The sequence below is a fragment of the Spirosoma terrae genome (genome assembly GCF_010435915.1).
GTDB lineage: Bacteria > Bacteroidota > Bacteroidia > Cytophagales > Spirosomataceae > Spirosoma > Spirosoma terrae.
The window spans coordinates 38,483-54,098 of the sequence record NZ_JAAFZH010000023.1 but is presented as its reverse complement, the minus strand read 5'-3'; the positions used below and the strand labels follow the sequence as shown (position 1 = coordinate 54,098).

13 protein-coding genes are annotated in these 15,616 nt (G+C 45.2%); 4 read left to right on the top strand and 9 right to left on the bottom strand.

Features of this window, described 5'->3' with window-relative positions:
• Position 1: 1 nt before the first annotated feature.
• Positions 2-526: a DUF7935 family protein gene (locus tag GK108_RS29500; protein WP_163955190.1), complete on the bottom strand. Its 525-nt coding sequence runs from the start codon at positions 524-526 to the stop codon at positions 2-4.
• Positions 527-668: 142 nt separating this feature from the next.
• On the opposite strand from GK108_RS29500, the gene GK108_RS29495 reads away from it, so the two are divergent.
• Positions 669-974 carry a HesB/IscA family protein gene (locus GK108_RS29495; protein ID WP_163955189.1) on the top strand — a complete coding sequence of 102 codons (306 nt, stop codon included), beginning with the start codon at positions 669-671 and terminating at the stop codon, positions 972-974.
• Positions 975-1,193: 219 nt separating this feature from the next.
• Positions 1,194-4,931: a sensor histidine kinase gene (locus tag GK108_RS29490; protein ID WP_317166595.1), complete on the top strand. Its 3,738-nt coding sequence runs from the start codon at positions 1,194-1,196 to the stop codon at positions 4,929-4,931.
• A gap of 93 nt (positions 4,932-5,024) precedes the next feature.
• On the opposite strand, the gene GK108_RS29485 is transcribed toward GK108_RS29490, so the two are convergent.
• On the bottom strand, positions 5,025-5,621 hold the full coding sequence (locus GK108_RS29485; RefSeq protein ID WP_163955187.1) for an HNH endonuclease: 597 nt from the start codon (positions 5,619-5,621) through the stop codon (positions 5,025-5,027).
• A gap of 308 nt (positions 5,622-5,929) precedes the next feature.
• Here GK108_RS29485 and GK108_RS29480 point away from each other — a divergent pair, with 308 nt between their 5' ends.
• Complete coding sequence (locus tag GK108_RS29480; protein WP_163955186.1) at positions 5,930-6,301, top strand: CoA-binding protein; 372 nt, start codon at positions 5,930-5,932, stop codon at positions 6,299-6,301.
• A gap of 64 nt (positions 6,302-6,365) precedes the next feature.
• Here the strand turns inward: GK108_RS29480 and GK108_RS29475 are convergent, their stop codons facing one another.
• The 7 genes from GK108_RS29475 to selD all read right to left on the bottom strand — a co-directional run bounded on the left by GK108_RS29475 (position 6,366) and on the right by selD (position 11,856).
• Positions 6,366-7,373 (bottom strand): 3-oxoacyl-ACP synthase III family protein, encoded by a 1,008-nt coding sequence (locus GK108_RS29475; protein ID WP_163955185.1) that lies wholly within the window; start codon positions 7,371-7,373, stop codon positions 6,366-6,368.
• Positions 7,374-7,510: 137 nt separating this feature from the next.
• Entirely contained in the window at positions 7,511-7,762 is a 252-nt protein-coding gene (gene purS / locus GK108_RS29470) for a phosphoribosylformylglycinamidine synthase subunit PurS (protein ID WP_163955184.1), read from the bottom strand.
• 44 nt (positions 7,763-7,806) lie between these two features.
• Positions 7,807-8,478 carry a CDP-diacylglycerol--serine O-phosphatidyltransferase gene (gene pssA, locus GK108_RS29465; protein WP_163955183.1) on the bottom strand — a complete coding sequence of 224 codons (672 nt, stop codon included), beginning with the start codon at positions 8,476-8,478 and terminating at the stop codon, positions 7,807-7,809.
• Positions 8,479-8,533: 55 nt separating this feature from the next.
• Positions 8,534-9,184 carry an MBL fold metallo-hydrolase gene (locus tag GK108_RS29460; RefSeq protein ID WP_163955233.1) on the bottom strand — a complete coding sequence of 217 codons (651 nt, stop codon included), beginning with the start codon at positions 9,182-9,184 and terminating at the stop codon, positions 8,534-8,536.
• A 29-nt stretch (positions 9,185-9,213) separates the two neighbouring features.
• The gene (locus tag GK108_RS29455; protein WP_163955182.1) at positions 9,214-9,915 is read right to left on the bottom strand and encodes an SAM-dependent methyltransferase; all 702 of its coding nucleotides are present in this window, start codon (positions 9,913-9,915) and stop codon (positions 9,214-9,216) included.
• Between the two features lie 67 nt (positions 9,916-9,982).
• Positions 9,983-10,759: an alpha/beta fold hydrolase gene (locus GK108_RS29450; protein ID WP_163955181.1), complete on the bottom strand. Its 777-nt coding sequence runs from the start codon at positions 10,757-10,759 to the stop codon at positions 9,983-9,985.
• A gap of 44 nt (positions 10,760-10,803) precedes the next feature.
• Positions 10,804-11,856: a selenide, water dikinase SelD gene (gene selD, locus GK108_RS29445; protein ID WP_163955180.1), complete on the bottom strand. Its 1,053-nt coding sequence runs from the start codon at positions 11,854-11,856 to the stop codon at positions 10,804-10,806.
• A 330-nt stretch (positions 11,857-12,186) separates the two neighbouring features.
• Here selD and GK108_RS29440 point away from each other — a divergent pair, with 330 nt between their 5' ends.
• Positions 12,187-15,600, top strand: a complete 3,414-nt coding sequence (locus GK108_RS29440) for a TonB-dependent receptor (protein WP_163955179.1) — start codon at positions 12,187-12,189, stop codon at positions 15,598-15,600.
• Positions 15,601-15,616: the final 16 nt, after the last annotated feature.

Below are 15,616 nucleotides of genomic sequence, written 5' to 3'. Positions count from 1 at the left end.
CTTACATAAACATGGCCTGAATTTCTTCTTTCACCGCTTTCAGCGCATCGGTGGTTGGTAAGCGATCTTTCTGAATAATTCGCTCGAAAATCCGCTTGGACAGATCCAGGGCAGGTGCATCGGGATTGACATCGCCAGAGGCCTGATTGATCAACGTAGTAACGTCATTCATGGCTCCCTGAATCTGATCCCAAACAGTCTGACTCATGTACACTTGCTGGGAAAGGTTATGGTTATATTCTTCCCGAATCTCCTGCAGAAGCCGTTGCTGAAACTCCAGAGCAGTTGTACTTGTTCCTCCTAAACGTAAGAGCAGGTTGTTGGGACTGATACGTTCCAGAAACAAAACCATGCGTTCGTACGCTTGCAGACGAACCGGTATTACGGTTTCAGTATAGCGGGTTTTTACCTCAAAACGATGGCGGTCGGCTTCGCGCTCTAAAAGTAGTTTAACGGTTACATACATACCGTAAAGCACTAATCCAGCCGGTACTATTAATTTGAGAAAATCACTCAGCAACTCCATAGAAGGGGAAATGTTGTTTAGATAAAAATGGGTAACTTTGACAAAAGGGTTAATGGTTCTACGTTTATAGAAAACGGTTCAGGATAGTATCCTCAATGGGCCTATGGCTATAAACACGACAACCAGAAACGATAGTTAACTTATGCTGGTACTTGAGAATCCTGTTCGTCTACATCCCCAGGCGCGGCAGCAACTAATGGACACGATACAGGCCAATAAAATTCCTGATGAATACGGCTTACGCGTAGGTATTCGGGGGGGGGGCTGTGGCGCATCATGGTTATTAGGTTTCGATATCCCTGGCTCTACCGACGAAGTGTATAACGTTGAAGGGGTACGGATCATTATTGATCGGAAACATTTGTTATACGTACTGGGTGCTGAAATCGGCTACGAGCCGGGCGGCTTTACGGTGGAAAAGGAAACTACTCAACCACAGACAGTTTAAGAAAGTAACCAGTTGGCATACTAAAAGTAGCAGTAGCCCTGTTTTTTCACAAGATATCTGCTTATTAACGAAGGTCCCTCGGCTCATGACTAAAATTGGCATGATTTTAGGTCAGTTTTGCCCAAAACTCCCTATGGGATCGTGAAGCGAATTGAACAACATATTTTTTTAGTAATAGCACTACTGGCTGCTGTACTTTCGGTATTGTGTTACTTGTTCTTGGAGCAGAACGCCCCCGGAGCGACTGACGAACAATACATATCGACGGTACAGAAGCGAGTAAAGGAAGAAATGCGGATCAGCACCGAAGAGCTGGACCGTATTGCTCGGCAACTCAGGCAAACGCCCAATCTGACGTTTGCTGAGATGAGCCAACCGACCGACTATCCTTATTTTATTTTTCGTAAACATACTGGCCGGGGTGCACCTTCTCGATTACTTTTCTGGTCTGATTACCGGTTCATTCCCGACTATGCCTGCATTGCTTCGGTAAATTTCCCTACACTGGTTGATTTTGATCAGGGTAAATACATCGTTAGCCGCCGACAGGTACGTAGTGGAACCGATACGTTAGATGTCTTTTCTTTAATTAATGTCTATCGACACTATCAGAACAATAATACTTACCTGCAGTCAGGGTATAACTCTGATTTGTTTGCGGTTGATCCTGATGCAATTACCCATGACAGGACTAATGTTAACCAGGCTATTTATGACAATACGCCCGTTTATTTGTTTTCGGTCACTCCGCCCAAAATAGATGCCTATCGGAATCATTCAACGCCCGTTACGTCAGTAATTATAGCTTCGATAAGCGTTGTTTTTCTCGTTTTTTACGTCCTGCAACGACTTATTAAACTGAAACGACAATATGAGCAGCGCTTTGTCTGGCTAGCGCTTTGTCTGGTTCTGGTGCGGTTTATAATGCTCTACTTTGGGGTGCCGTTTTTGTTTGTAGAGTCGGATTTATTTAACTCTAAATTTTATGCCTCGTCAATACTGGTTCCTTCGTTGGGTGATCTGTTATTGAACGCATTGGTTATTCTGATACTGGCTTACTATTGGGTTATCAATTATTATCGCTCCCAGACGTATAGCTGGCTGATTCATTTACCAGTCCGAATTAAAAAATTTATATCAATCGGGTGTGTCGTACTAAGCTATTTTATTTTCCTCTTTTGTTACGATGAGCTGAACAACATCTATGAGAAGTCGCAGTTTACGCTCGATATTACGCTGAGTATTCGCTTCTCGCTGCTGAAGGCTGTTTGTCTGATCGTATTTGTTACGATCTCTTCTATTTATTTTCTACTGGTTCATCTACTGGGTAGCATTTTCCTTCGTTTCAACCGTTCCAAACCTATCGGGTTGCTCCTGATCATAGCGGGAACAATTAGCACAGCCTTATTTTTATACGTACTGAACGGTTCCCTTGACCCTATCCTGCTGCTCAACGGGCTTTATTTCCTGCTTGTTTATATGGGCCGTTTCGTTCGCTCATTATATACGTTTCAGTACAAAACATCGGTTTATTTATTTTTGGCAGCCTTGATTTGTGCGGCCACCACGGCTTACGTCGTCTATAATCAGGAAATAAAAAAACAGCTGGCTCATGAGCGAGAGTTTGCCGGACAATTGCTGGCTGAAAACGACCAGTTTGGCGAATTTTTGCTCAGCAAAGCCGAGGAGTCGATTGGGAAAGATGCAGAGATTATTCACTTCTTACAAAAAGACACCTTATTGGTTCGGGAACGTATTCAGCAGCGGATAAAAAGTGCGCATCTGGATAAGTATTTTGATAAATATGATATTGATGTCCTGGCCTTTCGAATGGATGGCCGGTCCCTGGATATTTCACCGAATGCCAGTTCGCTGGCCAGTCTGGTAGCTCGTTACCGCCGACCAGCGTATCAAACTCAGTATCCTGGTATTTATTTTATTAATGAGGTTAGCAATCAGTTTATCAAACAGTACGTTTGCTTTATTCCTATCCTGAAAACAGGGGTAAGCGGCCAGGCCGATTCCGACACAATTGGTTACGTATTACTTGATTTGCGGCTACGTAACGAACGGCCAACGAGCGTTTATCCTGAACTGCTTGTTGATACGAAATTTATGCAGAGCCCTGATACGCAGAAGTACAGCTATGCCATTTTCAGGAAACAGGCCAATGGTGATAGAACGCAGCAACAAATACTGTATAGTGCAGGGAGTTACAATTATGACCGCAAGATGCCCGCAGCGCTCCTGGCCGATTCGGCGCTGTATAATACAGGATTGATTGCTAATGGCTATCAGCACGTTGGCCAGCGCGGGCAGGATGGACGTATTGTGGTTGTGTCGTCGGCGGAGTATCCGTTTCAGAATATCTTCTCTAATTTTTCTTTTCTCTATCTGCTCCTCGTTCTGACGATACTGCTGGCTATTATTGTCTATGCTATTCGTTACGGCGTTTCGCAGTTTAGTGTTAATTACTCAACACGTATTCAAATTCTGTTGAACGTAGCATTCTTCCTGCCTTTTCTGCTGGTTATTGTTATCATAATGGGCGTTATTCGGTCGAATTATATTGATAATCAGGATAATTCGTACATCAACAACATCCGTAATATCGCCACCAATTTTGTTAGTTATCTGGACGAATATGAACAGGGGAAACGTAGCAAAGAGTCGATGGAAGAAGAGTTGCATAAAATTGCTCGTGATGCCGATGTTGATATCAATCTGTTCGATAAGCAAGGGCTGTTAAGTACGTCGACCAGGCCGCTAATGTATGAGAGTGGGCATCTTTCCAAGCGAATTAATCCAGATGCGTATATCCATATTATTGAGGATAAAGAAAATCAGGTTCTGTTAAATGAATCATTGGGGAGCAAGCAATATAGATCAGCCTACGTTGGGGTTAAGTCGTATAATGGCCGTTTCTTGGGCGTATTGAGTATTCCGTATTTTTATGCCCGACCCGAAGTTGACCGTCAGGTTATCGAAGTAATCTCATCGGCCTTAAATGTTTTCACGTTCCTGTTTCTGCTATTCCTGATTTTATCGTACTGGGCATCAACAGTTCTAATAAAGCCGCTTAAGCTACTAACGCAAAAGATCCGAAAAACGAATTTAGATCAACCCAACGAGCCTTTGCCGATGCGTTCTGACGATGAAATCGGTATCCTTATTCAGGAGTATAACCGCATGCTGGTTAAGCTGGAAGAAAGCAAACAGGCACTGGCTCAGAATGAGAAACAGTCGGCGTGGCAGGATATGGCTAAGCAGGTAGCCCATGAAATTAAGAATCCGCTGACGCCTATGAAGCTGACGCTTCAGCATCTGCAACGGACATTACCAAACGCCACCAGCTTTGATAATGCATCGCCAGTGCCTAGAGTGATTCAACGTACGTTCGATTCGTTGCTCGACCAGATCGACAACCTGAACGATATTGCTACGTCGTTCTCGGAGTTTGCAAAAATGCCACTGCCTAAAAAAGAGATTGTTGAAATAACGGCCGTTATCAACAAGGCCGCTGATTTATACGCCGATGACGAGCGCATTACGTTATTGCGACAAATTGCTCCGGGACCAATACAAGTAATTGGCGATCGTCAGCTGATTGGTAGGATTCTTACTAATCTGATTATCAATGCTATACAGTCGGTTCCTGCGGGGCGCAAGCCAGTACTGAATCTCCGGTTATTTACCAATGACGACCATGTGCAGATTGAAGTGCACGATAATGGAGCAGGTATACCAGAAGCCATTCAGAAGAAAGTTTTTCTGCCTAATTTCAGTACCAAACGAGGAGGGTCGGGCTTGGGGCTTGCCATTGCCAAGCATGGGATTGAGCACGGTGGAGGGGCAATCTGGTTTGAAACCAGTGAAGATATAGGAACATCGTTCTTCTTATCGCTCCCACTCGCTGGTAAGTCAGTTACTGCAGTAAGTTCCGGCCAGGAACGGTAAAAGGTCCTAAAAAGCAGCCGGTCAGGAATCCTGACCGGCTGCTGATTTTAATCTCAAACATCACTCAAAAAAGATTGTGGGCTGGTAGCACAATTAGCGAGAATCGTCTTCGATGGTTACGTGCTTCCAGTTTTCGCCTGATCGGATTCTGTTTAATTGAGTATGCGTGATACCGAACTGCTTGGCAATCATTTTCAGGCGATTCTTCTCATTCTTAAGAAGTTTCTTGATAATCTTAACCTTGCTTTCGGTCAGCTTGTAATTTCGGGTAGAGCGGGGAATCGTCCGATTCTTCAGATTAGGATTATTACGATTGTGTTCAATCATTTCATCCTTAGTAACCCATTTCAGATTCTGGTAGTAGTTATTCTGTTTGTCGTGGTCGAGGTGAATAACGAACGTTTGGCCAGGTTGCTCTTGAGTCAAAAAGTTTTCGGCAACTAATTTATGCACGTATCGATTCAAGGTTTTGCCTGCCGAACGGATATTTAAAGATCTATACCCCTGGATTACAGATCCTTTAATGATTGACCCGGTTTGATTTCCGGCTGTATCTGGCTTGGATCCTGCCTGAAAGCTGCGTATTCGGCCATAGTTCGACACATCATAACGAGGTGAATTTTCGACACCTTCGAATACAATGGGCACCCACTTCTCATTCCAGTAACTTTGATTCTTCTTGTCGATCATTGCCAGTGGTTATTATGTGCCAGTAGACGTTATAGATTCGCTATAGGATATTGGCTTGTTTGTTTAACTCTTCTTTAACAAAGATAGCTTAAAATAGTTGTCAAGTCCACATCAATAAATCTGATTGTCAGTGATTTCCATGCTTAATCGGTTAAAAAATTATTCACTGGGATCAAGGTTTCAACATATAAAGCGCCCAGGGAGAAAGGTGTAGATAGTTACCTGACGTCAAACAGGTTGAACTACCTGCTCAATACATAGGTTTTAATGGGGAGTGGCGGTTAGTATATCGATCTACAGCAAATACGATGGGAACAAAATCAAAGAAAACGGTTATCATTGGCGCAACCGAAAACAGAGACCGGTACGCAAACCGCGCAGCCCACAGCTTGCTGCTTCATGGGCATGAGATAGAGCTGGTGGGACTTCGGTCGGGGCAAATTGACGGCCATCCAATTCAGACTGGCCAGCCCGTTTTACAGGATGTCGATACGATTACGATGTATGTGGGTACGCGCAATCAGACGGGCTTGTATGAATACATCAAAAGCTTGAAACCCAGGCGGGTAATATTTAATCCTGGTACGGAAAATCCTGAGTTTGAAAAAGAGCTTCGGGCAGAAGGCATTGAACCGATTGAAGCGTGTACGCTAGTTATGCTTTCCGTCGGAACGTATTAACTGATGAGTTATCAATGATGAATTTTTAGGATAATTCATCATTGATAACTCATCAGTTAACTAATTACCATTTTATCAGTGCGGAAGCCCAGGTAAACCCACTACCGAACGCGGCCAGGCATACCAAATCGCCTGATTGAACGCGGCCTTGCTCAAAAGCTTCTGTTAGCGCAATCGGAATAGAGGCAGCAGTGGTATTTCCATAACGCTGAATGTTGTTAAATACCTTTTCGTCGGGCAGGTTCATTTGCTGCTGTATATAGCCCGCAATTCGAATGTTAGCCTGATGGGGAACTAACAAGCTTAAGTCGCTGGACTGGTATCCGTTAGCAGAAAGGCTTTCGTTGATAACCTCCATGAAACGCACAACGGCATGCTTAAATACCGTATTGCCGTTCATCACTACGCTACTATCGGCCGACGTAGCTGTTTCTGGTGTGATAAAATGATCAGGGCGGCTACTACCTGGGTCTTTTAAATAAAGCTCTTCAGCATAGCGGCCATCGGCGTGCAGGTGCGTTGACAGAATCCGATGTTCTGGATCCGTTGTGGCCTGTAAAACGGCAGCACCAGCTCCATCGCCAAAAATGACGGCAACGCTACGTCCCTGCGTGGTTTTATCCAAAAATGTTGACTGAATTTCTGAACCGACAACCAGTACGGTTTTGTACATTCCCGTTTTAATGAATTGATCCGCAATCGACAGGGCATATACAAAGCCTGAACATTGCTGACGAATATCAATAACGGCTGTCCCTTCCAGGCCGAGTTCTCGTTGCATTAAAAATGCCGAGCCCGGAAAGTAGTAATCTGGAGAAAGGGTGGCATAGACGATCAGGTCTACTTGTTTGGCGTCTACGTTCGCTCGTTCCAGCGCCTTACGGGAAGCAGCCGTCGCCATACTGGCGTTGGTCTCTTTCCCATAGGTAAAATATCGTCTTTCCTTAATGCCGGTCCGTTCCTGAATCCAGGCGTCGGAGGTGTCCATATAGCGGGTTAGGTCGTCGTTCGTAACAATATTATCTGGTACGTAGAATCCTAAACCCGTAATGCGTGAATAAATTGAATGCATTCGTCTGTAGCAAAATAGTTGGCAAAAGTAGTACTTTTTATGGCGACTATTGTGCCTGTCAATGAGTCGATTGCCTCGTTGCTGGAAAGGGGCGGCTGGCTACGGAAAAGAACCGCCTATTTTGCATTACCGGCGAATCAGGCTGGCTGTAGCTCGAATGAATATTCCTCCATGATCAGGTTGGCGAGTAGCTGACGGCAGGCTGTATCAACCGTTTCTTTGGCTTTTTCCTGACTCTCGGCTTCAACTTCGAGCCGGATGTGTTTACCAATCCGAACGTTGTCGATAGTATCCATCTGAAGATTGTGTAGTCCCAGCTTAACCGCTTTTCCCTGTGGGTCCAGAATTTCTGACCGGGTCATGATGTTGATTTCGGCAATGTATTTCATGTTGAATGATTCAATGATTGAAAAAGTCTGTGTCGACTAGTCAATCATTTGGTAAAAAGTGAAACAATAATGTAAAGAAGAATTATCAACGGTATCGCTGCGAACTGCAAAAATAATAAGAGTAAGGCGGACCCTATCAGAAAACTGAATTTAATGCGGTTTTCGGCCCATCCGAACGATTTGAATTTAAGCGCAAACAGTGGCACGTCGGAAACGAGCATGAAAGAAAAGGCGATCATCATTCCTAATGCTACGTCGTTTTTCCAGATAGCATCGTACTGGGGCTGATAACGTTCCATCAGTGGAAAAGCGGCAATCAGCATAGCATTTGCCGGAACAGGTAAACCAATAAATGACTCCGATTGGCGCGTATCGATATTAAAATTAGCTAATCGCAGCGCCGACAGAACCGCAATCAGAAAAGCGGCATACGAAATTGGGCCCAGATCCTGAAACCAGCAGAGCTGAAAAACGATGGTGGCAGGCAACACACCAAACGTAACAACATCGGCCAATGAATCAAGCTCTTTGCCAAACGGGCCTGATACATTAACCAAGCGAGCAACAAAGCCGTCGCCAAAATCGAGAATGGCCGCTAATCCGATCAGCCAGGCAGCTGTTTCCAGATGGCCACGTAGCGCCATTACCAAACCAATGCACCCGCACAACAAATTGCCGCAGGTCATGGCATTGGGGAGGTGTTTGAGTAAGTTCATAGTGTATGAGCGAAAAATAAAGAGTGAATCATGTTTTGCTATTCATCACTCCTCATTATCCATTCTTAATGTCTTTTACGAATGGGTTTGTCCGCTTTTCGTGGCCAATTGTAGTTGGTTCCATATGTCCGGGATACACAACGTAGTCATCGGGAAGCGTATAGAACTCAGTACGGATGCTGTTGACGAGGTCAGCATGATTGCAGTAGGGTAAATCGGTACGCCCTACACTGCCATTAAATAACACATCGCCACCAACAACATAGCGTTCTGCATGATTAATGAACGCTACATGACCCGGCGCATGGCCAGGAACAAACACTACGTCGAGCGTGGTGTTGCCAAACGTTATTTGGTCTCCTTCCTTCAGATACGCATCTATTTCGGACGGTTCGTAGCCGCGCAATCCATACAGCGCACAGCGCGTTGGTACGTCGTTATAGATGACCATATCCAACTCATGCAGATAGGCTTTAACCCCGAATTTGCGTTTTACATAAGCAACTCCGAATACATGGTCGAGGTGAGCGTGTGTCAGAAGCAGATGTTTGACCGTTAATTTACGGTCGGTGATAAATGCAGCCAGTGCTTCTTTTTCGGCTTGCTCATAACAGCCAGGGTCGATAATAACGGCCTCGCCGGTAGAATCGTCAGCTATGACGTAGGTATTTTCGTGAAAGGGAGAAAACTCGAAGGCTTGAATCATCTGGTACGCCAGCCCGGCCAGGCTACTTTTTACAAAAGTAAAAACACCGTTGGTTTTTTTCGCAAATCGGGAACTTGTGTTTTCCATTCTCGTACAGATCGAGTGCGCACAAACGCGTCGGGAGCCGTTAAATTACAGGCCACGCACAGGCGCGTTTCGGTCTGACAGCTAGCCAGGATATCGGCAAACAATGCATCGTTTCGATACGGTGTCTCCATAAAGATCTGGGTTTGCTGCTTTTGCTGCGCTTCTTTTTCCAGGTGACGTAGCGTACGAACCCGATCCTGCTTCTCGATAGGCAAATAGCCATGAAATACAAATGACTGACCGCTCATTCCTGATGCCATCAGGGCCAGTAAAATAGACGATGGGCCGACCAGTGGCTCCACTCGCCAGCCCAATGAATGGGCCATGCCTACTATAACAGAACCGGGATCGGCTACGCCTGGACAACCGGCTTCAGATAAAACGCCAGCGTTACGTTTGCGTTCGGTTAATTCCTGAATCTGTTTTCGAGTTTCGGCCGGTGGCGTATCTTTTGTGAGATCAAAAAAAGTAGTCTCGTCAATGATACGTCCTGTTTTCAGGCCGGTTATAAAACGCCGGGCGGTACGTACATTTTCGACAAAAAAGGCATCGGTCTGGGCAATTGTATCCCGAATGGTTGCTGGAAGAACCCGATCGGCTGTGTCATCAGCAAGCAGGGTAGGAATCAGATAAAGCGTTGGCATAGAAAGTTTCTGGTTTATCGTTTCTGGCTAATTAGCGCCAGCTAAATCAGTTTGTTATAAACCAGACTTAGGCAGTATGTCCAATAAATGTCATGAGCGACTCGACGAACTCGTCGGGTTTTTGAGCCTGTACCCAGTGGCCCGCTCCTTGTATGACATCGACTTTCGAATTTGGGAAAATGCGTTTGATCGTCGGTAAGTCTTCGTCCAGAATATAGGGCGATTCGCTGCCACGCATAAATAGTGTGGGTTCGTTGACGATACGTGGATTCGTCAATTCTTCACCAATCCCATGAAGTTCCCGTTCAATAACCGGTAGATTAAGCCGCCAGGCAAACTGGCCCTGCTCGTTCCGATACAGGTTTTTGAGAAGAAATTGGCGGACGGTCAAAATGGGCTCATACTGGCTTAAAATGGTGTCGGCCTCATTACGGCTTTTTAGACTGGCCAGGTCGATAGCATTCAGACCACGAATCAGTTCTGCATGATGTACAGGGTAGAATTTGGGTGCAATATCAACTACAACGAGTTTATCGAAGGTGCCCGGATAATTCATCGCATACTGCATAACGGCTTTACCACCCATCGAATGACCAACCAGTATTGGTTTTTCTAACTGCTGATCGATCAGAAACTCATGCAGGTCGGAAGCCATAACCTGATAATCGTGTTCGTCGGCGCGTGGCGACTGGCCATGATTTCGCTGATCGAGTGCGAAAACGCGATAGCCTTGAGCGGCAATTGTTTTACTAATGGTTAACCAGTTATCAGACGATCCGAAAACGCCGTGTAATATGATAATTGCAGGCCCTGTTTCGCCCGTCTGACGGAAGAATAATTTCATTAAATCGGGATAATATAAAGAACGGATGGATTCTTGATCCGCCCTTAGTTTACATAAATAACTTTTGCTCGTTTTTCGACCAATTCGCCAAACGATTGAAGAGAAAACCCATTTTCCTTAGCAACTCGCTCAAACTCGGTTGTGCTATTGGGTTCGACCGCAATGAGCAGACCACCCGATGTTTGGGGATCGGCCAGAATATAACGCTGGATTTCGGTGATGTCGGCGATTTTATAGCTATAACTATCCCAGTTCCGTACTGTTCCACCCGGAAAGCTCTTCTGGGCCAGATAGTCCTCTATAAATGGTAGTTTAGGCACCGCATCAAACGAAACAACAGCACTTAAACCCGAGCCTTCTGCCATTTCTGTCAGGTGGCCCAGTAAACCGAAACCCGTTACGTCGGTTAGCGCCTTAACATACGGTAGTTTCCCCAACGTAGCGCCAAAACTATTTAGTTGCGCCATCTGAGTAGGCGCGAGGTCGGCATGTTCGGGTTTAAGTAGCCCTTTTTTCTGAGCAGTAGTCAAGATACCAACGCCGAGCGGTTTGGTCAGGTATAATCGACAACCAGACGTTGCTGTATTATTCTGCTTGAGATGTTCCAGCCGAACGCGACCTGTTACGGCTAAGCCGAAAATGGGCTCTGGTGAATCAATGCTGTGTCCGCCAGCAAGAGGAATTCCTGCTTCCCGGCAAATAGAACGAGAGCCTTCCAGTACCTGACCCGCAACCTCGGGTGGCAGTTTGTCTAAAGGCCAGCCTAAGATAGCAATAGCCATAATGGGCTCGCCCCCCATCGCATATACATCGCTGATGGCGTTAGCTGAAGCGATACGTCCGAAATCGAAGGCATCGTCAACTATAGGCATGAAAAAATCAGTGGTGCTGATGATGGCTTCACCGTTGCCCAGATCAAGAACGGCAGCATCGTCGCGTGAGTCGTTACCAACGAGCAGATTGGCGTATTGAGGCTGTACTGCTGTTTGATTATTATGCAAAATACGGTCGAGTATTTTGGGCGAAATTTTACAGCCACAGCCTGCACCATGACTATATTGAGTTAGCTTTATCGCTGTTGTTTCGGTTGCTATCATAAAGGGGACAAAACTAAGATCGACTGTTCATAAAATGCGTATAAGGTGGCAAAAAATAGTACGGTTCACATCTCTAAAAAGTTCTACTTTATGGCGAAGGTAATTATGAGTGAACTAAGTGCTTAACAATATCTTAATTCTGTTTTATAGAATGTAATTGATTTGAAATATGGCTATTTCTGGAATAAGGCCTATAGACTTTAAAAAGGTGGTACTTTTTTAAGACGAGGTGCTTTGTCGACTGAAAAAATGTAGCATCTTTGTCTTTAAATTGAAGACCTATCTAACCGGATGAGTTGCTCAAAACTACAAACCAAATCTATTAATTTTATGTCAAAACGATTACTGCATTTTAGGGCGGCTTTTGTGCTAGTCAGCAGTATGTTACTGTCCGTGCTTGGTGGGAGCGGGGCATTAGCACAGGTAACGACCGCAGTCATTAATGGACAGGTAACCGACGATAAAGGCGCCGGATTGCCAGGAGCTACGGTAGTAGCTATTCACGAGCCGTCGGGTAGCCGTTACGGTACAACGACAAACGCATCGGGTCGTTATACCTTACCAGGCGTCCGCGTAGGTGGCCCATTCAAAGTAACAGCAACCTTTGTTGGCTTTAAAGATCAGGTTAAAGAAGGTATTGTTACCAACCTGGGTACATCAGCAGACGTAAACTTCAACCTATCTGATGCTAGTGCGCAATTGTCTGAAGTGGTTGTAACCGGCAGCCGTAGTGATATTTTTAGCTCGGAACGTACGGGGGCTGCTTCATCTTATAGTAGAGAAACGATCAATGCGGTGCCTACTATTGGCCGTACGATGAACGACGTAACGAAGTACAATGCGTACGGTAATGGTCAGTCATTCGGTGGTCAGGATGCGCGCTTCAACAACATCACCATTGATGGAGCTGTTTTCAATAATGGCTTCGGTTTAGGATCATCGGCTCAGGCGGGTGGACGTACTGGTACAACAGCCGTATCGCTGGACGCTTTAGACGAAATTCAGCTGAACGTAGCGCCTTACGACGTCCGTCAGACGGGTTTCTCGGGGGCTGGCATCAACGCGGTAACCCGTTCTGGAACGAATGATTTTTCTGGCTCAGTTTACTATCTGTTTCAGAACAACAGCTTGGCTGGTAAAAAAGCTAACGACATCAACTTGCCACCGGTAACGATCGATAAGAAAACCCAGGGTTTCCGGATCGGTGGACCAATTATTAAGAATAAGTTGTTCTTCTTTGCAAACGTAGAGCAATACAAAAGTAGCGTACCAGCGCTGGATTGGGTAGCCGATCGCGGAACAGGTGGTGGAAACGTATCACGTGTGCTGGCTTCTGATCTGGAAGATCTTAGCGCGTTCATGAAAACGAACTTCAATCGGGATCTGGGAGCTATTGATAACTTCAACAACGAAATAAAAAGTATAAAAGGACTGTTACGTCTTGACTGGAACATTAACGATAACCACAAACTGGCGATTCGTTATTCTCACCACAATTCTAGCTCGGATCAGGCTATCAGTAACAGTAACAGTAGTAACACGGCTGGTAACGGTAACCGTACGGGTTATTCATCTACTGGCTACGCTGGTAACCTGGCTCTTTCTCCACGTAACACGGGCTACCAGATCGCTGATAACACCCGGTCGGTTGCTGTTGAATTAAACTCTACGTTTGGCGGTAAATTCGCTAACAAACTGGTTGCTACGTATAACAAACAAATTGAAGACCGTACGTACTTAACCGGTGTATTCCCAAGTATCGATATTTTGAAAGATGGTACTACGTATACATCTATCGGTTTTGATCCGTTTACGCCAAACAATCAGCTTAATTATTCAACGCTGAACATTACCGACAATTTCAGCTATTTCGCTGGTAAGCATACGTTGACGTTTGGGTTGGCTTATGAAAAATATACGTCGAATAACGTTTTCTTCCCAGCTTCAAACGGCGTATACGTCTATAACTCAATTGATGACTTTAAAGCAGCAGCTTTAGCTTCTATCAATAATCCAACAGCTACAACGTCGCCAGTTTCGGTTGCCAGGTATAACCTGCGTTATTCATTGTTGCCAGGTGGGGCTGAACCATTGCAAACATTACATAGAAGTACCTATAGTGCCTATGTACAGGATGAATTTCAGGTAAATCCGAATTTCAAACTAACAGCTGGTATCCGGGCAGATCTATTTGCTTACAGCAATGCAACCGCAAAAGATTTCTATAACCCTGTTGTAGGAACAAGCACATTGTTTAGAGATGAAAATGGTCAGCAATACGGTATCAACACGGGGGCTTTTCCTAAAGCACGTTTGTTAGTTTCTCCACGCGTTGGCTTTAACTGGGATGTGAAAGGAGATAAGATGACTCAGATTCGTGGTGGTAGTGGTTTCTTCGTATCACGGATTCCTGAAGTATTAGTGTCTAACCAATTAGGTAATAATGGTGTAAACACAGCAGTTATTAACGTTACCAATACAACGGCCTATCCATTTGTAACGGACCCAAGTAAATTACCTGCGGGAGTAAGACCTGATCCATCTCAAACGGATATTACCAAATTAGCCCCGTATGTAGTTAATGCTACCGACCCTAATTTGAAATACCCACTTGTTTGGAAAACTAACCTGGCTATCGACCAACGTTTACCATGGGGTCTAATCGGTACATTGGAAGTTATCTATAACAAAACGCTTCAGGGCCTACGTTACATTGATGCTAACCTGAAAGCTCCCGATCGTCAGTTGACTGGACCAGATACACGTGGCCGTTTCCCAGCTTCGGGCGTAGCGAGTTCAGGATCGGGTGCAAATAATACGGTTAACATCGCTCGTTTCTATAATACAGCTATTACCAACGCTTTCGTGTTAAAAAATACCAATGAAGGTAGTGCTTACACCTTTACTGCGAAGCTTGAAAAGCCTGCGGTTAATGGCTTTGGCGGTATGTTGGCCTACACATATGGCTTAGCAAGAGACTTGCAATCTGTAGGTAGCACGGTTGTTGGTAATGCTCCAACGGTACAAGGTCAGAACTACTTAGGATTATCGTTTGGAGATAATGACCTTCGTCATCGGATCATCGGTTTCCTGAACTACCGCCTGAACTATGGTGGTAAGTTTGGTGGATCAACAGCCTTCACGCTGGGTATGCAGTCGACCAGTGGTTACAAACTATCTTATATTTATGGTAGTGACCTGAATGGCGATGGCCAGACGAATGACCTGTTATTCGTGCCTAACAAAGCATCTGATTTGACATTTGCGGCCTTAACGGTAGGTTCTGGCGCTTCGGCCGTTGTTTATTCGCCTGAACAGCAGCAAGCCGCTTTCGACGCTTATATCGAAGGTAACGAGTACCTGAAAACACGTCGTGGCCAGTATGCTGAACGTAACGGTGGTTATGCGCCCTGGTTAACTCGTTTCGATTTCTCGGTTGTTCAGGAGTTTTATGTACGGGCAGGTGCTAAAGGAACGAAACACACGTTGCAGTTCCGTGCCGATATTCTGAACGTAGGTAACCTGTTGAACAATAAGTGGGGTGTAGGCTGGGTGTCAACGACAGCAAACCCATTAGCTATCCAAGGGGTTAATGCCGCTGGCTTACCAACTTATCGCCTGGCGACGCAGACCATCAATGACAACGGAACGAACCGTTCGATCCTGTTAAGAGATTCATTTGTGAAAAGTATCACGATCGATAACGTTTGGCAGGCTCAGCTTGGCGTTCGTTACTCGTTCTAAGATAGTGCGATTAATA